At 71.3% G+C, this 22795-nt stretch carries 21 protein-coding genes and 2 tRNA genes; 16 read left to right on the forward strand and 7 right to left on the reverse strand.

Annotated features, from left to right (window positions below; genetic code table 11):
- Window positions 1-21 precede the first annotated feature (21 nt).
- The 12 genes from OG485_RS36310 to OG485_RS36365 all read left to right on the forward strand — a co-directional run bounded on the left by OG485_RS36310 (window position 22) and on the right by OG485_RS36365 (window position 8927).
- Window positions 22-456, forward strand: coding sequence for a roadblock/LC7 domain-containing protein (locus tag OG485_RS36310; protein WP_328445767.1), 435 nt, complete (start codon window positions 22-24; stop codon window positions 454-456).
- A 2-nt stretch (window positions 457-458) separates the two neighbouring features.
- A complete protein-coding gene (locus tag OG485_RS36315) occupies window positions 459-830 on the forward strand; it encodes a DUF742 domain-containing protein (protein WP_328445765.1) in 372 nt (123 codons plus the stop codon).
- Window positions 808-1407 carry a GTP-binding protein gene (locus OG485_RS36320; protein ID WP_328672773.1) on the forward strand — a complete coding sequence of 200 codons (600 nt, stop codon included), beginning with the start codon at window positions 808-810 and terminating at the stop codon, window positions 1405-1407. The genes OG485_RS36315 and OG485_RS36320 overlap by 23 nt, the downstream gene beginning before the upstream one ends.
- Window positions 1404-1991 carry a GAF domain-containing protein gene (locus OG485_RS36325; RefSeq protein ID WP_328672774.1) on the forward strand — a complete coding sequence of 196 codons (588 nt, stop codon included), beginning with the start codon at window positions 1404-1406 and terminating at the stop codon, window positions 1989-1991. The genes OG485_RS36320 and OG485_RS36325 overlap by 4 nt, the downstream gene beginning before the upstream one ends.
- Window positions 1992-2386: 395 nt before the next feature.
- Window positions 2387-3415, forward strand: coding sequence for an L-threonine 3-dehydrogenase (tdh, locus tag OG485_RS36330; RefSeq protein WP_328672775.1), 1029 nt, complete (start codon window positions 2387-2389; stop codon window positions 3413-3415).
- 19 nt (window positions 3416-3434) lie between these two features.
- Complete coding sequence (locus OG485_RS36335; protein WP_328674786.1) at window positions 3435-4628, forward strand: glycine C-acetyltransferase; 1194 nt, start codon at window positions 3435-3437, stop codon at window positions 4626-4628.
- An 80-nt stretch (window positions 4629-4708) separates the two neighbouring features.
- Window positions 4709-5614: a LysR family transcriptional regulator gene (locus tag OG485_RS36340; RefSeq protein ID WP_328672776.1), complete on the forward strand. Its 906-nt coding sequence runs from the start codon at window positions 4709-4711 to the stop codon at window positions 5612-5614.
- Window positions 5615-5654: 40 nt separating this feature from the next.
- A complete protein-coding gene (locus OG485_RS36345; RefSeq protein WP_328672777.1) occupies window positions 5655-6227 on the forward strand; it encodes a helix-turn-helix domain-containing protein in 573 nt (190 codons plus the stop codon).
- Window positions 6227-6760, forward strand: a complete 534-nt coding sequence (locus OG485_RS36350; protein ID WP_328674787.1) for a GNAT family N-acetyltransferase — start codon at window positions 6227-6229, stop codon at window positions 6758-6760. Before OG485_RS36345 ends, OG485_RS36350 begins: the two co-directional genes overlap by 1 nt.
- 139 nt (window positions 6761-6899) lie before the next feature.
- Window positions 6900-7259 (forward strand): MmcQ/YjbR family DNA-binding protein, encoded by a 360-nt coding sequence (locus OG485_RS36355; RefSeq protein ID WP_328672778.1) that lies wholly within the window; start codon window positions 6900-6902, stop codon window positions 7257-7259.
- Between the two features lie 145 nt (window positions 7260-7404).
- Entirely contained in the window at window positions 7405-8796 is a 1392-nt protein-coding gene (locus OG485_RS36360) for an MFS transporter (protein ID WP_328672779.1), read from the forward strand.
- A gap of 57 nt (window positions 8797-8853) precedes the next feature.
- A tRNA-Pro gene (locus tag OG485_RS36365) sits at window positions 8854-8927 on the forward strand.
- A gap of 407 nt (window positions 8928-9334) precedes the next feature.
- On the opposite strand, the gene OG485_RS36370 is transcribed toward OG485_RS36365, so the two are convergent.
- Entirely contained in the window at window positions 9335-10351 is a 1017-nt protein-coding gene (locus OG485_RS36370) for a DNA-directed RNA polymerase subunit alpha (protein WP_328672780.1), read from the reverse strand.
- 555 nt (window positions 10352-10906) lie between these two features.
- Here OG485_RS36370 and OG485_RS36375 point away from each other — a divergent pair.
- A complete protein-coding gene (locus OG485_RS36375; protein ID WP_328672781.1) occupies window positions 10907-12724 on the forward strand; it encodes an ABC transporter ATP-binding protein in 1818 nt (605 codons plus the stop codon).
- Between the two features lie 27 nt (window positions 12725-12751).
- Here OG485_RS36375 and OG485_RS36380 read toward each other — a convergent pair whose 3' ends face one another.
- From OG485_RS36380 to OG485_RS36390, 3 genes are all read right to left on the reverse strand, one after another.
- Window positions 12752-14488: a GAF domain-containing sensor histidine kinase gene (locus tag OG485_RS36380; protein WP_328672782.1), complete on the reverse strand. Its 1737-nt coding sequence runs from the start codon at window positions 14486-14488 to the stop codon at window positions 12752-12754.
- Window positions 14489-14818: 330 nt separating this feature from the next.
- Window positions 14819-15574, reverse strand: coding sequence for a CBS domain-containing protein (locus OG485_RS36385; protein WP_328672783.1), 756 nt, complete (start codon window positions 15572-15574; stop codon window positions 14819-14821).
- A 147-nt stretch (window positions 15575-15721) separates the two neighbouring features.
- Complete coding sequence (locus OG485_RS36390; protein ID WP_328672784.1) at window positions 15722-16534, reverse strand: SAM-dependent methyltransferase; 813 nt, start codon at window positions 16532-16534, stop codon at window positions 15722-15724.
- A 312-nt stretch (window positions 16535-16846) separates the two neighbouring features.
- Between OG485_RS36390 and OG485_RS36395 the strand changes: the two genes are divergently transcribed.
- Both OG485_RS36395 and OG485_RS36400 read left to right on the forward strand, forming a co-directional pair.
- Window positions 16847-18034 (forward strand): thiolase family protein, encoded by a 1188-nt coding sequence (locus OG485_RS36395; protein WP_328672785.1) that lies wholly within the window; start codon window positions 16847-16849, stop codon window positions 18032-18034.
- Window positions 18035-18229: 195 nt separating this feature from the next.
- The gene (locus OG485_RS36400) at window positions 18230-19003 is read left to right on the forward strand and encodes a sulfite exporter TauE/SafE family protein (RefSeq protein WP_328672786.1); all 774 of its coding nucleotides are present in this window, start codon (window positions 18230-18232) and stop codon (window positions 19001-19003) included.
- A 28-nt stretch (window positions 19004-19031) separates the two neighbouring features.
- Here the strand turns inward: OG485_RS36400 and OG485_RS36405 are convergent, their stop codons facing one another.
- The 3 genes from OG485_RS36405 to OG485_RS36415 form a co-directional block, all read right to left on the reverse strand.
- Entirely contained in the window at window positions 19032-21116 is a 2085-nt protein-coding gene (locus OG485_RS36405) for an MDR family MFS transporter (protein WP_328672787.1), read from the reverse strand.
- Between the two features lie 75 nt (window positions 21117-21191).
- Window positions 21192-21962, reverse strand: coding sequence for a precorrin-6A synthase (deacetylating) (gene cobF, locus OG485_RS36410; protein WP_328672788.1), 771 nt, complete (start codon window positions 21960-21962; stop codon window positions 21192-21194).
- A 77-nt stretch (window positions 21963-22039) separates the two neighbouring features.
- Window positions 22040-22564, reverse strand: coding sequence for a DUF309 domain-containing protein (locus OG485_RS36415; RefSeq protein ID WP_328672789.1), 525 nt, complete (start codon window positions 22562-22564; stop codon window positions 22040-22042).
- Window positions 22565-22663: 99 nt separating this feature from the next.
- Between OG485_RS36415 and OG485_RS36420 the strand changes: the two genes are divergently transcribed.
- A tRNA-Pro gene (locus OG485_RS36420) sits at window positions 22664-22737 on the forward strand.
- The last annotated feature ends 58 nt before the right edge of the window (window positions 22738-22795 follow it).

Here is a 22795-nt window from a genome sequence, read left to right on the forward strand (position 1 = left end):
ACCTCAAGGAGTCGATCCCCCATGGCGAGCGATGCGCCGACCGGTCACGTATCCGATCTCGACTGGCTGATGAGCGGCCTTGTCCAGCGCGTACCCCACACCACGAGCGCGGTACTGCTCTCCAGCGACGGGCTCGTGAAGTCGGTCCACGGCCTCGACCCGGACAGCGCCGACCACATGGCGGCGCTCGCCTGCGGCCTCTACGCCCTCGGACGCAGCGCGGGTGTGCGGTTCGGGGACGGAGGCGAGGTGCGCCAGGTCGTGGTCGAACTCGATTCGACCCTGCTGTTCGTCTCCACGGCCGGCTCCGGCACCTGTCTCGCCGTGCTCGCGGGCCGCGAGGCCGACGCGGCCGTTCTCGGCTACGAGATGGCGATGCTCGTCAAGAGCGTCCGCCCCTATCTGGTCACCGCGCCCCGCCAGCACGCCGTCGAACCCTCCGCGATGAGGTCTTGAGCGTGGCCGCGGCCGGCGACGGGCCCTGGCTCGATGACGCGGCGGGACGCCTGGTGCGCCCCTACACCGTCAGCGACGGCCGGACCCGGCCGAGCACCGCGCTCGACCTCCTCTCCCAGGTCATGGCCACCGGAGCCACACCCCTCGGCTACCTCGGCCCCGAGCACTGCCAGGCGCTCGAACGCTGCCGGGCACCCGTCTCGGTCGCGGAGGTCGCCGCCCATCTGAAGCTGCCGGCGGCGGTCACCAAGGTGCTGCTGTCGGACCTCGTCGACTGCGGGGCGCTGACCACCAAGCCCCCTCAGTTCCACCACAACCCCACTGACCGGTCCCTTCTGGAGGCAGTGCTCGATGGACTACGACGACAGCTCTGACCTGTTCCCCACCGCGCTGAAGATCTTGGTGGCGGGAGGGTTCGGGGTCGGCAAGACGACGTTCGTCGGCGCGGTGAGCGAGATCGCGCCGCTCAGTACGGAGGAGCTGCTGACCACGGTCAGCGCCTCGACCGACCGGCTCGACGGGATCGAGAACAAGGTCGAGACGACCGTCGCGATGGACTTCGGCCGCATAACCCTGGATCCCGAACACGTGCTCTATCTGTTCGGTACGCCCGGGCAGGAGCGGTTCTGGTTCATGTGGGACGAGCTCTCCGACGGCGCGCTCGGGGCGGTGATCCTCGCCGACACCCGGCGCCTGGAGGACTGCTTCGCGGCCGTCGACTTCTTCGAACAGCGCGGCCTCGCGTTCATCGTCGCCGTCAACGAGTTCGACGGCTCGTACCGCTACGACCCGGCCGAGGTGCGCGCGGCCATCGACCTCGACCCCGAGATCCCCGTCGTCTGCTGCGACGCCCGGATCTCCAGCTCCGGTGTGCAGACCCTGCTCACCCTGGTCCGGCACCTCCTGGCCCACGCGCCCGCCCACACCCCGAGCCATGGAGCCCGTACATGAGTTACGACCCGCCCCGGCCGGCCGGTCGTCTGCTGCTGACACCGCAGGACAAGGACGCCCCGGCCCGGGTGCGGCGGCTGCGCGGGCTGGGCCTCGGGGAGCGCTCCGAGCCCGCCTTCGACGCCTTCGCGGACCATCTCGCGCGGGTCGCCGCGGCGCCGTACTCGATGGTCAACTTCATCGACGAGACACAGCAGTTCTTCGCGGGTCTGCACACCCCGGACGGCGGCGCCAGGGGCGCCCGGCTCATGGCCGGCGTGGACGGGAACGAGCTCGAACCGGGCCGCTACATGGCCCGGGACCACGGCTTCTGCCCTCATGTCGTGGTGCGCCGCAAGGCGCTCGTCCTGGAGGACGTCTGCGACTACCCGCGCTTCGCCGGAAACCCGGTCGTCGACGAGTTCGGTGTCCGCTCCTACCTCGGTGCCCCGCTGCTCGACCGCAGCGGCATCGCCCTCGGCACCATCTGTGTCGTGGACATCGAGCCGCGTCCCTGGGGAAGGGCGGGCCTGGAGACGATCAAGGCGATGGCGGCCGAGCTGACCGGGCAGCTCGAACGGAGGGACGAGGTTCACGGGATCTGACGACGCGCCGGGGCGCGGGTCCGGCCTTGTCGGCCGCCCGGGACCCATCCTGTGACGTATGCCGGGCCCCATCCCTGATGTATGTGATGAGCCCCCATGGAACGGGGGTGACGCATGTCCACGTAGTCATGCCTGATGTCACCGTCATGGCTGATATCACCGTCCCCCACGACGCCTCCTCGCCGCACCGGTCCGCTCCGGAGGCCGGGCGACCGGCCCCGGGACGGGCCGGGAGAACGCGGGCGTGAAGGAAAGCTGGGGCCGCGCTTAAGAAATCCTCGATGGACCCAGGGCGTTGCCGTACGGCAGATTCCTGGGTGAATTCACCCCTCTCCCCGGTGCGGGTCCGCTTCGGCGTGCCCTTTCCCGGGACCTCACGCACAGGAGCCGCACGAGTGAAGGCGCTGGTCAAGGAGAAGGCGGAGCCCGGACTCTGGCTCAAGGACGTCCCGGAGCCGCAGGCCGGCCCCGGTGACGTACTGATCAAGGTTCTCAGGACCGGGATCTGCGGCACCGACCTGCACATCCGCAACTGGGACGGCTGGGCGCAGCAGACCATCACGACGCCCCTCGTGCTCGGCCACGAGTTCGTCGGCGAGGTCGTCGAGACCGGCCGCGACGTCAGCGACATCAACGTCGGCGACCGCGTCAGCGGTGAGGGCCACCTGGTCTGCGGCAAGTGCCGCAACTGTCTCGCCGGACGCCGTCACCTCTGCCGTGCCACCGTCGGCCTGGGCGTCGGCCGCGACGGCGCGTTCGCCGAGTACGTCGTGCTGCCCGCCACCAACGTGTGGGTCCACCGTGTCCCGGTCGACCTCGACGTCGCCGCGATCTTCGACCCGTTCGGCAACGCCGTCCACACCGCGCTGTCCTTCCCGCTGGTCGGCGAGGACGTCCTGATCACCGGCGCCGGGCCGATCGGCCTGATGGCCGCCGCCGTGGCCCGCCACGCGGGCGCCCGCAACGTCGTCATCACCGACGTCAGCGAGGAACGCCTGGAACTGGCCCGCAAGATCGGCGTCAGCCTCGCCCTCAACGTCGCGGGCTCGACCATCGCCGACGGACAGCGCACGCTCGGTCTGCGCGAGGGCTTCGACATCGGCCTGGAGATGTCCGGCCGCCCCGAGGCCATGCGCGAGATGATCGCCAACATGACCCACGGCGGTCGGATCGCGATGCTGGGTCTGCCGTCCGGGGAGTTCCCGGTCGACTGGTCCCGGATCGTCACCTCCATGATCACGATCAAGGGCATCTACGGCCGCGAGATGTTCGAGACGTGGTACTCGATGTCGGTCCTCCTGGAGAGCGGCCTCGACCTCTCGCCCGTGATCACCGGCCGTTACGGATTCCGGGACTACGAGGAAGCGTTCGACGACGCGGCCGGCGGCCGTGGCGGCAAGGTCATTCTCGACTGGACCCTCTGAGGACTCTAAGGAACTGATGATGTTCGACTCCGTGCGCGACGACCTCCGCACCACCCTCGACGAGATCCGCGCCGCCGGGCTGCACAAGCCCGAGCGGGTCATCGGCACCCCGCAGTCCGCGACCGTCAGCGTCACTTCGGGCGGCCGCCCCGGTGAGGTCCTCAACTTCTGCGCGAACAACTACCTCGGCCTGGCCGACCACCCCGAGGTCGTCGCCGCCGCCCACGCGGCGCTCGACCGCTGGGGGTACGGCATGGCCTCCGTGCGCTTCATCTGCGGTACGCAGGAGGTGCACAAGGAGCTGGAGGCGCGGCTGTCCGCGTTCCTCGGCCAGGAGGACACGATCCTCTACTCCTCCTGCTTCGACGCCAACGGCGGTGTCTTCGAGACCCTCCTCGGCGCCGAGGACGCGGTCATCTCCGACGCCCTCAACCACGCCTCGATCATCGACGGCATCCGGCTGTCCAAGGCGCGCCGCTTCCGGTACGCCAACCGCGACATGGCCGACCTGGAGGCCCAGCTCAAGGAGGCCTCCGGCGCGCGCCGGAGGCTGATCGTCACCGACGGCGTCTTCTCGATGGACGGCTATCTCGCCCCGCTCCAGGAGATCTGCGACCTCGCCGACCGCTACGACGCGATGGTCATGGTCGACGACTCGCACGCCGTGGGCTTCGTCGGCCCCGGCGGCCGCGGCACCCCCGAGCTGCACGGGGTCATGGACCGCGTCGACATCATCACCGGCACCCTGGGCAAGGCCCTCGGCGGCGCCTCCGGCGGTTATGTCGCCGCCCGCGCCGAGATCGTCGCCCTGCTGCGCCAGCGGTCCCGCCCGTACCTCTTCTCGAACACGCTCGCCCCGGTGATCGCCGCGGCCTCCCTGAAGGTCCTCGACCTGCTGGAGTCCGCCGACGACCTGCGCGTCCGGCTCGCGGAGAACACCGCGCTGTTCCGCTCCCGGATGACCGAGGAGGGCTTCGACATCCTCCCCGGCGACCACGCGATCGCCCCCGTCATGATCGGTGACGCCTCCGTCGCCGGCCGGATGGCGGAGCTGCTCCTGGAGCGTGGCGTGTACGTGATCGGCTTCTCGTACCCGGTCGTCCCCCAGGGGCAGGCCCGTATCCGTGTCCAGCTGTCCGCGGGGCACTCCACCGAGGACGTGAACCGGGCCGTGGACGCCTTCGTGGCGGCGCGGGCCGAACTCGACGCCTGACGGCGTCCGCGCCCCTCGTGTCCGGGGCGCACACCGGTCCGATGGCCGGAACAGGCGTGTGACCTGAGAGAATCGGTCGCATGATCGAAGCGCGGCGGCTCCACATCCTCCGTGCGGTGGCCGACCACCGCACGGTGACGGCGGCGGCCGCCGCGCTGTATCTCACGCCCTCGGCGGTCTCGCAGCAGCTGACCGCCCTGGAGCAGGAGACGGGTCACCGGCTCGTCGAGCGCGGCGCCAAGGGCGTACGGCTGACCCCCGCCGGTGAGATCCTGCTCGGCCACACCAACGCCGTGCTGGCTCAACTGGAGCGTGCCGAGGCCGAGTTGGCGGCATACAGCTCGGGTTCCGCCGGTACGGTCACCGTGGCCTCCTTCGCGACCGGCATCGGCCTGGTCGTGGCCCCGGCCCTGGCCCGCCTCGCCGTCACCTCGCCCGGCATCCTCGTCCGTGTCCAGGACGCCGAGGGCGACGCCAGCCTGCCGATGGTGCTGGACCGGCAGGTCGACATCGCGGTGGCCGTCGAGTACCGCGGTGCCCCGGACGCCGACGACCCGCGCCTGACGCACGTCCCGCTCTACGCCGAACCCTTCGACGCGGTCGTCCCCGTCACGCACCGGCTCGCCGACGCCGAGGAAGTGCCCCTCGCCGAGCTGGCCAAGGACCCCTGGATCGGCCCGTACCCCGGCAACCCCTGCCACGACGTGGTCGTCCTGGCCTGCGAGAACGCCGGGTTCCAGCCGCGGCTCGAACACTCCTCCGACGACTTCCGCGCCGTGGTCGCCCTGGCCTCGGCCGACGCGGGCGTGGCCCTCGTCCCCCGCTCCGCCCTGCGCGGCATGGAGCTCACGGGCGTCGTCGTACGCCCCGTGGACGGGGTCGCCCCCACCCGCCGCGTCTTCGCAGCCGTACGCCGTGGCGCCGAGGGCCATCCGCTGATCCGCCCCGTCCTGGAGGCGCTGACGCGAGCGGCGACGGTCGACTGACCCGTCGACCGCTTCCCGTATGTGAGATAGCATCCCGGATGTGGGAAACGAGGACGGTGCCGCCGTCGACGTCCGGCTCGGGGCGCGACTGGCCGAGCTGAGGGCCGAACGGGGCTGGACCCTGGGCGAGCTGGCGGAGCGCAGCGGGATCAGCAGGTCGACCCTCTCCCGTGCGGAGCGCGCCGAGACCAGCCCCACGGCCTCCCTCCTGAACCGCCTCTGCCATGTGTACGGGCGGACCATGTCGCACCTGCTCAGCGAGGTCGAACGGGAATCGGCGCTCCTGGTCCGCGCCGCCGACCAGACGGTCTGGACGGACCAGGCCTCCGGATTCGTCCGGCGCTCGGTGTCGCCACCGCACCCGGGACTGCGGGGCGAACTGGTCGAGGGACGGCTCACGGCCGGCGCGGACATCGCGTACGACAGGCCTCCCGTGCCCGGCCTGGAACAGCACATCTGGGTCCTCGACGGACGGCTCGACGTGACCGAGCAGGACACCGAACACCGCCTCGGCGCCGGTGACTGTCTCCGGCTGCGCGTCTGGGGGCCGACACGCTTTCGCTGCCCCGGCCCCGAGGACGCGCGGTACGCGCTGGCGGTGGTGCTGCCGTGATCACCGTCGCACGCCTTACCGCGGCCGAACTCCTCGACGATGCCGATGAGTTGGCGGGCCTGCTCACCGACACCGTGGACGGCGGCGCCTCGGTCGGATTCCTCGCGCCGCTCGGCCGCGCGGAGGCCGTCGCCTGGTGGCGCGAGCGCGCGGACGCGGTCTCGGCCGGGCACCACGCGGTCTGGGTGGCCCACGTCGGCGGCCGGCTGCTCGGCACCGTCGCCCTCGCCTTCCCGGGCAAGCCCAACAGCCGCCATCGCGCCGAACTCGTCAAACTGATGGTCCACCGGGACGGCCGCGGACAGGGTGTGGGCCGGACGCTCCTGGCGACCGCGGAGACGGCGGCGGTGGCCGAGGGCATCACGCTGCTCCATCTCGACACCGAGACCGGAAGCCCCGCCGAGTCGCTGTACCTGTCGGCGGGCTGGACCCGGATCGGGGCGATACCGGACTACGCGGCGACGCCGTCGGGCGAACTCCACCCGACGACCATCTTCTACAAGCGGCCGGTAGCGCTCACCGGCGGCGCCTGACGGGTTCTGAGACCCGTCGGGGGAGCCGACCCGTCACCTGGTGGAGCGGGACCGCCGGTTCCCGGTGGCGCCGCCCGTTCCACCGCTGACGTCGTGCTTCACCGCATCGATGTCAGTGGCATTGACTACCGTGCGTCTCATGCCGGATGCAGACGACGTACGCCGTATCGCCCTTTCCCTGCCGGACACGACGGAGAAGACCGCCTGGAGCATGCCCACGTTCCGGGTCGCGGGAAAGATGTTCGCCACCCTGCCCGAGGCGGAGACCTCCATCGCCGTGCGCTGTCCGAAGGAGGAGCGCGACGAACTGGTCCTGGCCGAGCCGGGGAAGTTCTGGATCGCCGACCACGAGGCCGGCTTCGCCTGGGTCCGGGCCCGGCTCGCCGCCCTGGAGGACGACGACGAACTCCACGCCATCCTCGCCGACTCCTGGCGCCAGGCGGCCCCGCCCCGACTCATCGACGCCCACCCCGAGTTGGGCCTGCCGTCCGCCGACTGAAACGGCCTCTGCGCCGGCGGTGCCCAGTGGCATGATCCGCATCGGGAGTGATCCGCCGGCGGACGCGATGCGCAAGCGGCAACGAGGTGCGGGACGGGCGGCTTCGTGGGGGAGCCGTCGGGCCAGGGGGAGGGGCACGAGCGGGATGGCCATGACGTCATCGGGCGGGGAGTCACGGGACGGGGAGCGGTCCGGAGCGACGGGCTCGGTCCGGTCCCGGGCCGGCCTCCTTGACGACCGGCGGCCCCGGCCCGTCTGGTCGCGGGACTTCGCCCTGTTCTTCGTCGCGCGGGCCCTAGCCCGGCTCGGCGACACCATGCTGCCGGTCGCGCTCGCCGCGGGACTGCTGCGGTACGGATACGGGGTCGGCGCCGTCGGCCTCGCCATGGCCGCCTCGGCCGCCCCCTTCGCCGGACTGGTGATCTTCGGCGGAGTGATCGCCGACCGGTTCAGCACCCGGGCACTGATGATCGGCGCCGACCTCGTGCGGCTCGTGGCCCAGTCGATCGCCGCCGTCCTCTTCTTCGCCGGCCATGTGGTCCTCTGGCAGGTCTGTGTGATCGGCGCGGTCAACGGCGTGGCCGGCGCCGTCTTCCAGCCCGGCGTCGCCAGCACCGTTCCGCGTCTGGCCTCCGACATCCAGGCAGCCAACGGCGCCATCCGGATCGCCGAGTCCGCCGCCCAGCTCGCCGGCCCCGCCCTGGCGGGTCTGCTGGTCGCGTTCGCCTCCGCCGGAGGGGTCTTCGTGGCCCACGCCGGCACCTTCGCGCTGAGCGCCCTGTGCCTGCTGCTGCTCCGCCTGCCCGCGGCCGCTCCCGCGAGCAGGACCCACGGCGGCGGCTTCGGGGCCGACCTCGCCGAAGGATGGCGGGAGTTCAGGTCCCGTAGGTGGATGTGGGCCGTCATCGTCATCTGGTGCGTCTACATGATCTCCGTCTGGGGTCCGACCGTCCCCCTGGTGGCCACCGAGGTGGTGCGCGCGCACGGCCCGCGCGCCTACGGCCTGATCAACTCCGCCCTCGGCGCGGGCACGGTCGTCGGCGGGCTCGTGGCCCTGCGCCTGCGTCCGCGCCGCATGCTGCGCGCCGGTTCCCTGGCCCTCCTGGCCTTCGCCTGCTTCCCCGCGTCCGTAGGGGCGGGGTTCGGCGTGGCGGCCGTCTCGGCGTGCGCGATGATCGCCGGAGCGGGCACCTCGTTCTGGGGCGTGATGTGGGCGACCAGTGTGCAGACACAGGTCGCCCCCGACGTCCTCAACCGCATCCACGCCTACGACGTCGCGGGCTCCCTGGCGATGATGCCCGTCGGCCAGGCACTCGCGGGGCCCGCCGCCGCGGCCCTCGGCGCCGACAACGTCCTGCTCGTGGCGGGCGTCATGTCCCTCGCCGTCTGCGCGGCCCTGCTCTCCGTGCCCGCGGTGCGCGACCTGGTACGGGCCGACGGTCCCGCGCCCCGGTCACCGGACACCACCGCGGCACCGAGCGAAGGGGCTCTCCGGCCGCCCGGCCCGCACAAAACGGGTGCGCGACCACCGGTGTGAGTGCGGTATTGTTTCCGTGCGCGTCCAGCCAGGGGAAATCCCAGGTCAGACGGGTATCGGGACGTGGCGCAGCTTGGTAGCGCACTTGACTGGGGGTCAAGGGGTCGCAGGTTCAAATCCTGTCGTCCCGACTTGTGAAAGTCGTCGGCGAGGGCCGGTTTCGGAGGAATCCGAAACCGGCCCTCGGTCGTTCCCGGGGACCGGTTGGGGACCGGCGTCCTTGACCGGCGTCGGCGGGTGACGACGATTCGGGCTCGGCGGCGAGCGCGGTGCGCGCAGCGGCATGGCTCCGCTGCTTTTGGCGCACCCCCTCGGGCGCCCGTTGCGGATCGACCGGAACAGCACCCCGTTCGTGGTCCGCCCCGTGGCCCGATCCCCGGAAGGACCGAGCACGGGCCGGCGTCTCGGCGGAAGGAGTGACGACCTACCGGGCCGTGCGTGGGCACGGACCCGGCCGAGGCCGCCCGGCGGCAGGTGAAGGCGTCGAGGTTCTCCTGCCCCGTAGCGAAGTGTTTCTATGACCGGCGCGGCGCGGCGGTCAGTATTGCTCGGTCTCCACGAAACCCGCGTCCGCGTCGTCGTCCACACCGATGGCGGCGGCGGTCGGGTCGAATCCGGGCGGGCTGTCCTTCAGGCCCAGGCCCATGCCGGCCAGCTTCGCCTTGACCTCGTCGATGGACTTCGCGCCGAAGTTGCGGATGTCCAGGAGGTCGGCCTCGGAGCGGGCGACGAGCTCACCCACGGAGTGGACGCCCTCACGCTTGAGGCAGTTGTACGAGCGGACCGTGAGCTCCAGCTCCTCGATCGGCATGACCAGATCGGCGGCGAGGGCGGCGTCCACCGGGGACGGGCCCATGTCGATGCCCTCGGCGTCGATGTTGAGCTCGCGGGCCAGACCGAACAGCTCGACCAGGGTCTTGCCGGCCGACGCCATGGCGTCACGGGGACGCATGGCCTGCTTGGTCTCGACGTCGACGATCAGCTTGTCGAAGTCGGTGCGCTGCTCGACACGGGTCGCCTCGACCTTGTACGTGACCTTCAGCACCGGCGAGTAGATCGAGTCGACCGGGATGCGCCCGATCTCCTGACCGGCCTGCTTGTTCTGGACGGCGGAGACGTAGCCGCGACCGCGCTCGACGGTCAGCTCCATCTCCAGCTTGCCCTTGGCGTTGAGCGTGGCGAGGACGAGGTCGGGGTTGTGGACCTCGACACCGGCCGGGGGCGCGATGTCGGCGGCGGTGACCAGACCCGGGCCCTGCTTGCGCAGGTACATCACGACCGGCTCGTCGTGCTCCGAGGAGACGACCAGCTGCTTGATGTTGAGGATCAGGTCGGTGACGTCCTCCTTGACGCCCGGCACGGTGGTGAACTCGTGCAGGACACCGTCGATGCGGATGCTGGTGACAGCAGCGCCGGGGATCGACGAGAGGAGTGTGCGGCGCAGGGAGTTGCCGAGGGTGTAGCCGAAGCCCGGCTCCAGCGGCTCGATCACGAACCGGGAGCGGAACTCGTCGACGACCTCTTCGGTCAGGGACGGACGCTGAGCGATCAGCACGAGGTGTTGCCTCCAGTGGCTTGGCGCCCGCTATGTGACGCCGTAGACACCACGAAGCCTACGTGCCATACGGGCGGTTCGGCCTCCGCAGAGGCCGAACCGCCCGTCCCCCGACCCGGCGGGAAGGCTTCGGACCCCCTTCGGCCCGCCGCCCCCACGGCCGTTTCTGCTTCACCGCATCACTCCTGGGGGTCAAGGGATCACATGTTCGATCCTGTCGTCCCGACCTTTTGAGTCGTGGTTCAGAGGCCGTTTCCTCATCACGGAGGAAGCGGCCTCTGTCGCACCCGTCACCGCCGTACGAAGGAGTACGAGGTCGGACAAGGCCGCACGAGGCCGTGCCCGGTTGCCCGCGTGCGCAGGCTCCTCCGGCCGAGGGCGTACGGCTGTCCGAGACGGGCCGGTGGCCGGGAAAACCCGTGGACCGGGTGGCCGTCGTCACGGGATCATGCAACTTCTTGCCTGCCCATATCCGGACATCGACACCTTGGGGAACCGGGGCGGAGTGAACCACGGACGGCGCGGCGGGCAGCCGTACGACGACACAGGGCTGTGATGGCATCTCCTGAATCGCGCAAGGCATTGCCGGGCAAGGGTCCGGTCCTCCTCGCACTTCGCTACTACGGAAGGGAGCTTCGCAGGCTCCGGCGGCTGACCGTGCCGGGCATGCTGCTGCCGGCGCTGGGCAACATCGGTATCAGCTACGTGGCGCCGCTCATCGTCGCGAAACTGGTCGGCCGTATCGCCGAGGGCGACAGCGGCGTCTCCGCCGGTGACGCCCTGCCGTACGTCCTCGCCTTCGGCGGCGTCCTGCTCCTCGCGGAGGCGTTCTGGCGCCTCGGTCTGCACTGCCTGAACCGCCTGGACGCTCTCGGCATCGAGCGGCTGTACGTGATCGGCATGGACGAACTGTTCGCCAAGGACGCCTCGTTCTTCCACGACAACTTCGCCGGCTCGCTGACCAAGCGGGTGCTGAGCTTCGCCTCCCGCTTCGAGGAGTTCGTCGACACGATGACGTTCCAGGTCATCGGCAGCCTCGTGCCGCTGGTGTTCGGGTCGGTGGTCCTGTGGCGCTACGAACCGCTGCTCGTCGTCGGGCTCCTGGTGATGATCGCCGTGACGGGGCTGTGCGTGGTGCCGCTCATCCGCCGCCGCCAGGCACTCGTCGCCGAGCGCGAGGAGGCGATCGCCCGGGTCTCGGGCCATGTCGCCGACAGTCTGATGAACATGGACACCGTGCGGGCCTTCGCCGCCGAGGAGCGCGAGGCGGCGGAGCACCGCTCCCGGGTCGCGGTGTCGCGGCGGCTCACCCTGCGGTCGTGGGACTACGGCAACCTGCGCATCGACACGTTCGTCGCGCCGATGTCCGTCCTGACCAACGCGCTCGGCCTGCTGCTCGCGATCACGCTCGGCGGGGGAGGACACGGCGTGGAGGCGGTGGTCGTCGCCTTCACGTACTACGCGAACGCGACCCGGATCATGTTCGAGTTCAACCAGATCTACCGGCGCCTGGAGAGCTCGATGACGGAGGCCGCCCAGTTCACCGAACTGCTGATGTCACCGCCTACCGTGCTCGACCCGGTCGCCCCGGAGCCTCTGCGGTCCGGCGACGCCGACGTCCGCTTCGAACAGGTGACCTTCACCCACGGCGGCGCCGAGCCGCTGTTCACCGGCCTCGAACTGGCCGTACCCAGCGGAGCGAAGATCGGTCTGGTCGGCCGGTCGGGCGGCGGCAAGACCACGCTCACCCGGCTGCTGCTGCGGATGACGGACATCGAGGGCGGCCGCATCCTGATCGGAGGCCAGGACATCAGCAAGCTGCGTCAGACTGACCTGCGCAGCCTGATCGCGTACGTGCCGCAGGACCCGGCGATGTTCCACCGCTCGCTGCGGGACAACATCGCCTTCGCCCGTCCGGACGCGACCGAGGAGGAGATCCGCCGCGCGGCCGAGGCGGCACACGTCACGGAGTTCGCCGACACGCTGCCGGACGGTTTCGCGACCATGGTCGGAGAGCGTGGCATCAAGCTGTCGGGCGGCCAGCGCCAGCGGGTCGCCCTCGCCCGCGCGATCCTGCGTGACGCGCCGATCCTGCTGCTAGACGAGGCGACCAGCGCCCTGGACTCCGAGAGCGAGATCCTCGTCCAGTCGGCGCTGTGGCGGCTCATGGAGAGGCGGACGGCGCTGGTGGTGGCGCACCGGCTGAGCACGGTCGCCACCATGGACCGGCTCGTCGTCCTCGACCGGGGGAAGATCGTCGAACAGGGCACCCACCGGGAACTGCTCGCGTCGGAAGGCGCCTACGCGAAGCTGTGGCGCCATCAATCCGGCGGCTTCATCGACGACAGCCCGGCTTCGGCCGATCAGCGCTGAACGCGTGCCGGACCGGGGCGACGCGGGTCAGGCGGGGTCGTCGTGGTGCAGCGGTACCGTCCACTCCAGGACGGTGCCGCTCGGCTCGTTGGCCGTCAGGGTGCAACGGCCGCCCAGCTGCTCGGCGCGGGTGCCGATGTTGCCGAGACCGCTGCGGCGGGTGTCGCCCGCGCCGATGCCGCGGCCGTCGTCCGCCACCCGCAGCCGCAGTGTCGTGGCGGTGGCCTCGGCGGTGACCTCCACGGCGGTGGCCCCGGCGTGCCGGGCCACGTTGGACAGGGCCTCGCGCAGGACCGCGACCACGTGCTCCCGCTGCTCGTCGGGCACGTCGGTGTCGAGCAGGCCGCTCATGCGCAGGGCGGGGGCGAAGCCCAGTGTCTCGGCCGCGCGGCCCACCTCGGTGACGAGCCGGGTGCGCAGATTGGAGGTGGCGCCGGACCGGTCGCTCTCGCGCAGGGCGTAGATGGTGGAGCGTACGACCTTGATCGTGTCGTCGAGATCGTCCACCACCCGCTGGACGCGTTCGGCCACCTCGGGCCGGTCGGACAGCCGGTTGAGCACCGACTGCAGGCTGAGCCCGCCGGCGAAGAGCCGCTGGATGGCCAGGTCGTGCAGGTCGCGCGCGATGCGGTCACGGTCGTTGAGGATGAGGAGCTGTTCCGCGTCGCGGCGGTGTTCGGCGATCTCCAGGGCGAGTGCGGCGTGACCGGCGAACCCGGCGATCATGTCGACGGTGGCGTCCGGGAACACGGTGCCGCCCAGCCGGTTCGCGACCTGGAGAACGCCGCGCACCCGCTCCTGCGTGCCCAGCGGAATCACGAACGCCGGGCCGAGTTCGAGAACCGACGCGCTGCCCGTCCCGGTGCGCGGGTCCTCGCTGAGCGACGCACTGACGATTCGCTCGCCGGAGGCGAACACCTTGGCTGCCAGACTCGTCCCGTCCGGCAGGGCCAACCCCCGTACCAGTTCGGCGTCGTGTCCCTCGGCGGACTCGATGACCAGGTCCGTGGTGCCGGTCACCGGCACCGCCAGGGTCACCAGATCCGCGTCGGACAGCTCCCGGACCGTCGCGGTGAACGTGTGCAGGACCTCGACCGGATCGGCGCCCGACAACAGGGTGCGGGTCAGGTCGCTGCTCGCGGCCAGCCAGCGCTCACGGCGCCGGGCGTCGTCGTACAGCCGGGCGTTGTCGATGGCCACACCGGCCGCCGCGCCGAGTGTGCGCAGCACCGCCTCGTCCTCGGCGTCGAACTCGGCCCCGCCGTGCTTCTCGGTGAGGTACAGGTTGCCGAAGATCTTGCCGCGGACCTGCACGGGGGTGCCGAGGAACGTGGTCATCGGGGGGTGGCCGGGCGGGAAGCCGACGGAGTCCGGGTGGTCGCTCAGCACGGGCAGGCGCAGCGCGTGCGGCTCGCGGATCAGCAGGCCGAGGATGCCTTCTCCCCGGGGGTAGTGACCGATGCGGGCGATGGTCTCCTCGTCGATGCCCACGGTGATGAACTGTTTGATGCCGCCCTCGTCACCGAGGACGCCGAGTGCCCCGTAGCGGCAGTCGACCAGCTGCACCGCGGATTCCACGATCTGCCGCAGGACCACGTCGAGGTCCAGATCGCTGCCGATCGCGAGCACCGCCTCCAGGAGCGTGTGCACCCGGTTCTGGGTGCCGCGCACACGCTGCACCTGCTCCTGGAGGTCCTCCAGCAGGGCGTCCAACCGGAACTGCGGGGCCGACGGCTCCTCCGGAAGGTGTGCGCTCTGGTCCATATGAGATCCCCTCACTTACCACCCGTCGAAGCCATGATGCCCGACCGCCCGTGCCCGCGGTCGGGCACCTGTGCGGATCTCGGCGACGGGTTCGGGGCGAAAGGGAGGAATACCCGCGAAGGGTTCGCAAGGCGGCGTGGGCGGCCCGCGGCGGTGATCAGGAGGACGGTCGCCGGATCCGGACGGGCGCGGGCTCGTGGTCCCCGGCCCTGTTGCCCCGGACTCGACACCTGTTGTCCGCAAGGGGTTCACCGGCAACGCCGACCGGGCGGGCGCCGCCGGTGACGAGCGGGTTCCCGGGAGTCCGTCCGCCGACCGCCCGTGCGTCCCTCAGTGCCCGGGCAGCTCGTGGTCGATCCGCTGCGCGGGGTGCCGCACGGCCGGGCGGGTGTCGTCGGAGCGGAAGGCCAGACGGTTCATGACCCCGACGACACCGTCGACCCGCCACGTCAGCCGGACGGCCTCGAAGATCTCGTCGCGGTGCTCCAGCCGCCCCTCCAGCGTCACCACTCCGTCGCCGACCGAGACGGCCACGGAGTGCGGCGGCAGCGACAGCGCGCGCCCCAGCACCTCGTCGGCGACCTCCCGGCGGATCTCCTCGTCCGTGCGCAGGAAGATCCGCAGCAGGTCGCGCCGGGTCGCGATCCCGATCAGCCGGTCCTCCTCGTCCACCACCGGAAGCCGCTCGACGTGATGACGCTCCATGACCCGGGCGGCATCGGCCACGCGCTGCTCGGGATGCACGGTGATCGCGGGCGTCGACATCAGCTGTTCCACGGTCGTGGCGCGGACGGGCCCGGCGCCTGCGGTCGGCACGCGGCGCGCGGTCCGCTCCGGACGGGGCGACCACGGCAGCGCGCGGCGCAGCGACGGCAGACGCCGGCGCCGTTCCCGGCCGGACCGGGCAGCCTGCAGGCGCAGCAGATCCGTCTCCGAGATCACGCCCACCACCTTGTCGTCGTCGTCCACGACCGGCAGCCCGCTGATCCGGTACCGGTCCAGCAGCCGGGCCACGTCCTTGAAGGACATCTTCCGATGCGCGCCGACGACCTCGCTGGTCATCACCTGCCCGACGATGAGGGTCATCTCGCCATCTCGCTTCCTGCTCGGACGGCTTCCCAGCCTGCCCTCCCGGTGCGCACGGGGGCAGGGGCCGACCGTCCCCGGCCGGGGGCCGGACCGCCCCGGCCGGCAGGTCCAAGGACCCGGCCCCGGACTCTTCGCCCCCGGTCCCTAGCGCTTCAGACCGACCCCGCCGTACAGGGACACCGGCTCGTCGCCGATCGGGGTCTCGCCCTCCGCGAGCCCGGGACGCCAGTCCTTCACCGAGACGACACCGGGCTCGACCAGGTCCAGTCCCTCGAAGAAGCGGCTCACCTCGGCGTGCGAGCGGCCCACAAGAGTGACACCGCCGCGGGCGTACGCCTCGATGCCCTGCCGGACCTCCTCCGGCTCGAAGTCGGCGGTCATCGCGGACAGCGACAGGCAGCTTCCCGGCGCCAGCGCGTCGACCAGGGTCCCGACCAGCTCGTACGCGCCGTCGTCGTCGGCGATGAAGTGCATCAGCGCGATCAGCGACAGGGCCACTGGCCGGTCGAGGTCGAGCACGCGTGCGGCCTCGTCGAGGATCTTCAGCGGCTCGCGCACGTCCGCCTGGACGTACTCCGTCATGCCCTCCGGAGTGCCGCGCAGCAGCGCCTCGGCGTGGGCGAGGACGATCGGGTCGTTGTCGACGTACACCACCCGTGCGTCCGGAGCGGAACCCTGCGCGATCTGGTGGAGGTTGGGCTCGGTGGGTATGCCGGTGCCGATGTCCAGGAACTGGCGGATTCCCGTCGTGCGGACGAGGTGCCGGGTGGCCCGTTGCATGAACCAGCGGTTGCTGCGGGCGGCCCGCTTGGCTCCGGGATCACGCGCCGTGATCTGCTGTCCGAGCCGCTCGTCGACCGGATAGTTGTCCTTGCCGCCCAGATACCAGTCGTACACCCGGGCCGGATGCGGCCTGCTGGTGTCGATCCCGTCCGCGGTGGACTCCGTCCCCGTCATACGACAACTCCCCGCTCTCCTGGGTCTGTTCACCCCTGCGGCCTGGGTTCGGCGGGGTGCGCGAGCAGTCTGCCACCCAGCCGAGGGGCGGAGCGGGCGGCCGTCGATCCCCGGCCACCGCGCCGGCCGCCGCGACCGCGGAGTGATTCCGTACGGGTCGGGCGTTCGGGACGGACGGGTGGATACCGGCGGCAGGGCGGACCTTCCCAAGGATCCGTCGCGGGGATATAGTCCAAAACTAGCAGTGCTAATTAATGGTTGTGCTCATCAACGTCCGGTGCCCGTCCGCCGGTGTCCGTCAGGAGTCCTGTCGTGCGTCCCGTCCACTTCGCGGCCGCTCGCCGCACGCCCATCGGCAAGCTGCGCGGTGCCCTGTCCTCCGTACGGCCCGACGACCTCGCCGCGGGCGTCGTCCGCGCTCTGGTCGCCGAGGTGCCCGCACTGGATCCGGCCCGCGTCGACGACGTCTACTGGGGCGCCGCCAACCAGGCCGGCGAGGACAACCGCAACGTCGCCCGGATGGCCGCGCTGCTCGCCGGACTGCCCGACAGTGTGCCCGGCGCCACCGTCAACCGGCTCTGCGCCTCCGGCCTCGAAGCCGTCACGACGGCGGCCCGCGCCATCGCCTCCGGCGAGGCCGACATCGTGCTCGCCGGGGGCTCCGAGTCGATGAGCCGGGCCCCCTTCGTGCTGCCCCGCCCGGACGAGGCGCTGCCGCACCGCATCGAGACCGTCGACACCCGGCTCGGCTGGCGGCTGGTCAATCCGGCGATGAAGGACCTGCACGGCGTCCTGTCCATGGGGGAGACCGCGGAGGAGGTCGCCGCGCGGTACGGCGTCTCGCGCGAGCGGCAGGACGCGTTCGCGCTCCGCAGCCACCAGCGGGCGGCGGACGCCCGCAAGAACGGGTACTTCGACGCCGAACTGCTCCCGGTGGAGCGTGGCGACGGTGTGGTCGTCGACAGCGACGAATGCGTGCGGGAGGACACCTCGCTCGACAAACTGGCCCGCCTCAAGCCGGTGTTCCGCGCCGGCGGCACGGTCACCGCGGGCAACGCCTCGCCGATGAACGACGGCGCCGCGGGTGTGCTGCTCGTCAGCGAGGAGGTCCTGAACGAGCTGGGACTCGAATCGCTCGGACGGTATGTCGCGGGGGCCTCGGCCGGCGTCGCTCCCGACGTCATGGGCATCGGCCCGGTGCCCGCGACCCGCAAGGCGCTCGGACGCGTCGGCTGGAGCGTCGCCGACATCCAGGAGGCCGAGTTCAACGAGGCGTTCGCCGCCCAGGCCCTGGCCTGCGTGGACGCCCTCGGCATCGACCCGGACCTCGTCAACCCGACCGGCGGCGCCATCGCCCTCGGCCACCCGCTCGGCGCTTCGGGAGCCCGCATCCTCACCACCCTGCTGCACCGCATGCGCCGCACGGGCGCCGAGCGCGGCCTGGCCACGATGTGCGTCGGCGTCGGGCAGGGCACCGCGGTCCTGGTGGAGCGCCCCTGACGCCCCGCACCCGGCCGTAGGTCTCGTGCGCGAGGGGCGTCACGGGTCGCCGTACGTCCTCGCGCGCTCGCGGCCGCCGGCTGGTTACGGGTCGCCGGTGCACCGGTCGGCGGCCCCGGCACACCGTTGACCCGAAAGGGCGCGGCGAGCCCGGGGCACCTGGGCGGGCACCGTGGGCATAGCATCGATCACCGCATGAACACGATGACGCTCTGGCACATATCCATGGGGGAGTTCGCCGCTCTCGCCGTCGCGGCGCTGCTCGTCGGCTTCTCCAAGACCGCCGTCAGCGGCGCCAACACGGTCAGCCTGGCCCTCTTCGCCGCCGTACTGCCCGCCCGCGCCTCGACGGGCGTCCTGCTGCCCCTCCTGATCGTCGGCGATGTGCTGGCCGTCGCCGCCTACCGGCGCCACGCCCACTGGCCGACGCTGTGGCGGCTCTTCCCGGCGGTCGCCGCCGGTGTCGTGCTCGGCACGCTGTTCCTGGTGTGGGCCGACGACGGGGTCGTACGGGCCTCGATCGGCGCGACCCTGCTGCTGATGGCCGGGATCACGCTGTGGCGCCGCCGGGCCGCCGTCCAGGACGAGGAACCCGGCGCGGTCGTGACCCGCGCGGGCCGCGTCAGGGCGCGTTCCTACGGAGTCCTCGGCGGCTTCACCACCATGGTCGCGAACGCGGGCGGCCCGGTCATGTCGATGTATCTCCTCTCGGCGGGCTTCCGCAAGCTCGGCTTCCTCGGCACCTCCGCCTTCTTCTTCCTGATCGTCAACGTCTCCAAGCTGCCGTTCAGCGCGGGCCTCGGTCTGATCAACGGCCGTTCGCTGCTGCTGGACGCGGCCCTGGCCGTGTTCGTGGTGCCGGGGGCGTTCGTCGGGAAGTGGGCGGTGAAGCGCATCGACCAACTGCTCTTCGAACGCCTGGTGATCGGGGCGACGGTGGTGGGCGGAGTGCAGCTGCTGCTCCGCTGAGCCCGCCGAGCGGGTCCGGTCGGTCCGGTCAGCTCCTGCTGGCCGAGGTCAGTTCCGGCGTGCGGTCCGGCAGACCCTGCGTCAGGTCCTCGACCAGCAGACGCTTGGCGATGGTGTCGACGGCGGCGCGCAGTTCCGTGCCGGACGGGCGGCCGATGTCCTGCTCCACGCGCCCGGCGAGCCAGCGGCCCCAGGCCTCGCTGATCACCCGCGCCTCGCGCTCACCCGCCGCGGTGTGCGAGAACAGCGAGCCGTGCCGGGTCAGATAGCCCTCGTCGACCATGCGCTGGAAGACCGGGACGAGCACCTCGGGAGGCAGATGGCGCCGGGCGGCGATCAGCGCGAGGTTGGCGTGGCCCACCATCCGGGTGAACAGCTCCACCTGCATCACGGCCCAGGCACCCGCCACGTCCAGCCGGGTGTCGGACCCGGAGACGATCCGGCGCGCGGTGTCCATCTCCGTAGTGCCGATGATCTTCGCGACGGAGAACTCCAGCAGCCGCTGGGAGTCCGCGGTGGACGGTGACGCGAAACCTTCACCCATGTCCGTCGACCCCATGCGCGCGCTGTCGCGCAGCTCCACCTGCTTGAGGAAGAGCGCCACGACGAAGCCGAGGAGCGCGACCGGGACCGTCCACAGGAACACCGTGTGGATGGTGTCGGCGTACGCGTCGATGATGGGCGCGGCCGCCTCGGGCGGCAGTCTGTGCAGTCCCTCCGGGCTCTGCGCCGCCCTGGCGATGACGGCCGGTCCGGCCGCGCCCGTCTCGGCGGCCGCCCTGACCCCGTCGGCCAGGTTGGGCTTGAGCGCGTTGGTGTAGATCGTGCCGAAGACGGCCGTACCGAACGAACTCCCCAGCGTACGGAAGAAGGTGACCCCGGACGTCGCGGTGCCGAGGTCGGTGTACTCGACGGTGTTCTGCACGGCGATCGTCAGCACCTGCATGCACAGCCCGATGCCGGTGCCGAGCACGAACATGTACAGGGACTCCAGCCACGCCCCCGTCTCCGGTCCCATCCGCGACATCAGATACAGCCCGACGGCCATCACCAGGGAGCCGACGATGGGGAAGATCCGGTACTGCCCGGTCTTGCTGACCACGTTGCCGCTGAAGACGGACGCGATGAGCAGCCCCAGGACCATCGGCAGGGTGCGCACGCCGGAGATCGTGGCCGAGTCCCCGTCGACGTACTGCAGATACGTCGGCAGGAACGTCATCGCGCCGAGCATCGCGAACCCCACGATGAAGCTGAGGATCGAGCAGACCGTGAAGACCGGGTTGGAGAACAGCCGCATGGGCAGCATCGGTTCGGCCGCACGCGTCTCCACCACGCAGAACAGGCCGAGCGCGATCAGGCCGCCCACGAAGAGGCCGATGATGGCTGGCGATCCCCAGGCGTACTCGTTGCCGCCCCAGCTCGTCGCCAGGATCAGGGCGCTGGCCCCGACCGCGACGAGCGCGATGCCCAGGTAGTCGATGACCGGCCGGGTCACCGACTTCACCACGGGGATGGTGCGGGCCGCCGCGATCACCACGACGATCGCGAGGGGCACGTTGATGTAGAACGCCCACCGCCACGACAGATGGTCCGTGAACAGTCCCCCGAGCAGCGGCCCGATGACGGTGGCCACACCGAACACGGCACCGATCGCGCCCTGGTACTTGCCCCGCTCGCGCAGCGGGATGACGTCCGCGATCAGCGCCATGGACGTCACCATCAGACCGCCCGCGCCGATGCCCTGCAACGCCCGCCAGGCGATCAGCAGCGTCATGTTCGTGGCGAGCCCGCACAGGAAGGAACCCGTGATGAAGATGATCGCCGACACCTGGAAGACCACCTTGCGGCCGAACAGGTCGCCGAACTTGCCGACCAGCACGGTCGCCACGGTCTCGGCCAGCAGATACGCGGTCACCACCCACGACATGTGCGCGGCGCCGCCCAGGTCCGACACGATCGTCGGCAGCGCGGTGCCCACGATCGTCTGGTCGAGCGCGGCGAGCAGCATGCCCAGCACGATCGTCGCGAAGACGATGTTGCGGCGGCGGTTGTCCAGCACCGGTGGTCCGGGTGCCGCCGCCGGGGCCGGAACGGTGTCCTCCGTGATCGTCACAATCGTCACCCTCACACCGGTGGGCTCCCCGTGCATGCGGGGCGACCCGCCCGGCGTACGGGCCGGCCGGACGCTCTACCCTCCCGGGTTCCTGCGCAGCAGATAGGTGTCCATGATCCATCCCTTGCGCTCCCGGGCCTCGGCGCGCAACCGCTCGATACGGGGAGCCGTCTCGGCGAGCGGCCCGGAGGCGAGGATCTCGTCGGGCGTGCCGATGTAGGCGCCCCAGTAGATGTCGATGTCCTCGTCCGTGTACTGCCGGAACGTCTGATGGGCGTCGAGCATCACGACCACGTCGTCCACCCCCTCCGGGAAGCCCTCGGCGAGGCGCCGCCCGGTGGTGATCTGCACCGGCCGGGCGACCCGGTTCAGTCCCGTGCGGTGCCGGGCGACGAGCGCCGAGACACTGCTGATCCCGGGCACGACGTCGTACGAGAACGCCACCGCGCCCCGGTCCAGGATCTCCTCCAGGATGCCGAGCGTGCTGTCGTACAGAGCGGGATCGCCCCACACCAGGAAAGCGCCGCTCTCGTCCTCGCCCAGCTCCTCGGTGATGAGCTGTTCGTAGATCGCGGCGCGGGCGCTGCGCCAGTCCCCGACGGCCGGCGAGTACGCCGAGCCGCCCGCCGTCCGGTCCCGGTCCGGGTCACGGGCCTCGACCAGGCGGTACGCCCCCTCGGGTATGTGCGCGTCGAGGATGTCGCGGCGCAACTGGACGAGGTCCGACTTCACCTCGCCCTTGTCCAGGATGAAGAACACGTCCGTGCTCCTCAGCGCCTTGACCGCCTGAAGCGTGAGTTGATCGGGGTCGCCCGCTCCGATGCCGATGACATGAATCTTTCGCACACCGAGAGTCTGCCCCACGCCACTGACAGTGGACGCACCGGCCGGACCCCGGCACCCATGGGCGGGGCGCGCCTTCGTCAGGCGGCCCGGCCGCGCAGCCGTGGTGACACCCGTGCCGGGTCGACCGGCCGGCCGTCGCGTTCCACGACGGCCGCCAACTCCCGTGCCCAGCCGGTGATGTCCGCGAGGTCCAGGCCGTGGGGCCGCGGCCGTCCGGTCGCCGACGTCCACTCCTCGACCGCTCCGGCCCCGCGCCGCAGCAGCCGTGCGCCGCCCGTCACGTTGCCCCGGGCCGCGTGGGTGAGCCCCACGGCGAGCTGGGCCAGCCCCCGCCAGAGCCCGCGCTCGTCCGTGGGCCCGGACTTCCAGGCGTCCTCGAAGACCTCGTGCGCGTGGAACGGCCTGCCCGCGTCCAGCAGCGTCTGCGCCTCGGCGACCGTGTCCTCGGGTCGGCGCACGACGCCCTCCGGCGCCCGCTCGACACCGGCCGCGCCGTACGGCAGCGGGCGCCCCAGTCCGTCACGGGGCCGGGCGTTCCGCGCCCGTCCCTCGGCGTCCCGGTCGCGTCCGCCGGCCCGCCGCGTCTCAGATGTCCCGGTCATACGCCGATTGTCGCGCGCCCGCTCCCCCTGCGGAGCAGCCCCCGGCGTGGGGTAAAGTTCTGTTCGCACGATCACGCGGGTCACCGCGGGTGAAGGCACCGGGACGTGGCGCAGCTTGGTAGCGCACTTGACTGGGGGTCAAGGGGTCGCAGGTTCAAATCCTGTCGTCCCGACTTGCTGAAACGCAGGTCGCAGGCCGTTTCCGCCGACGCGGGAACGGCCTTTCCGTTG

The sequence above is a fragment of the Streptomyces sp. NBC_00328 genome, assembly GCF_036139655.1.
GTDB lineage: Bacteria > Actinomycetota > Actinomycetes > Streptomycetales > Streptomycetaceae > Streptomyces.

What these genes read in the sequence shown, in the direction of transcription:
- OG485_RS36310 (WP_328445767.1), top strand. Translation starts at nt 22, where the DNA reads ATGGCGAGCGATGCGCCGACCGGTCACGTATCCGATCTCGACTGGCTG.
- OG485_RS36320 (WP_328672773.1), top strand. Translation starts at nt 808, where the DNA reads ATGGACTACGACGACAGCTCTGACCTGTTCCCCACCGCGCTGAAGATC.
- OG485_RS36325 (WP_328672774.1), top strand. Translation starts at nt 1,404, where the DNA reads ATGAGTTACGACCCGCCCCGGCCGGCCGGTCGTCTGCTGCTGACACCG.
- OG485_RS36335 (WP_328674786.1), top strand. Translation starts at nt 3,435, where the DNA reads ATGTTCGACTCCGTGCGCGACGACCTCCGCACCACCCTCGACGAGATC.
- OG485_RS36340 (WP_328672776.1), top strand. Translation starts at nt 4,709, where the DNA reads ATGATCGAAGCGCGGCGGCTCCACATCCTCCGTGCGGTGGCCGACCAC.
- OG485_RS36355 (WP_328672778.1), top strand. Translation starts at nt 6,900, where the DNA reads ATGCCGGATGCAGACGACGTACGCCGTATCGCCCTTTCCCTGCCGGAC.
- OG485_RS36360 (WP_328672779.1), top strand. Translation starts at nt 7,405, where the DNA reads ATGGCCATGACGTCATCGGGCGGGGAGTCACGGGACGGGGAGCGGTCC.
- OG485_RS36375 (WP_328672781.1), top strand. Translation starts at nt 10,907, where the DNA reads ATGGCATCTCCTGAATCGCGCAAGGCATTGCCGGGCAAGGGTCCGGTC.
- OG485_RS36380 (WP_328672782.1), bottom strand. Translation starts at nt 14,488, where the DNA reads ATGGACCAGAGCGCACACCTTCCGGAGGAGCCGTCGGCCCCGCAGTTC.
- OG485_RS36385 (WP_328672783.1), bottom strand. Translation starts at nt 15,574, where the DNA reads ATGACCCTCATCGTCGGGCAGGTGATGACCAGCGAGGTCGTCGGCGCG.
- OG485_RS36390 (WP_328672784.1), bottom strand. Translation starts at nt 16,534, where the DNA reads ATGACGGGGACGGAGTCCACCGCGGACGGGATCGACACCAGCAGGCCG.
- OG485_RS36400 (WP_328672786.1), top strand. Translation starts at nt 18,230, where the DNA reads ATGAACACGATGACGCTCTGGCACATATCCATGGGGGAGTTCGCCGCT.
- OG485_RS36415 (WP_328672789.1), bottom strand. Translation starts at nt 22,564, where the DNA reads ATGACCGGGACATCTGAGACGCGGCGGGCCGGCGGACGCGACCGGGAC.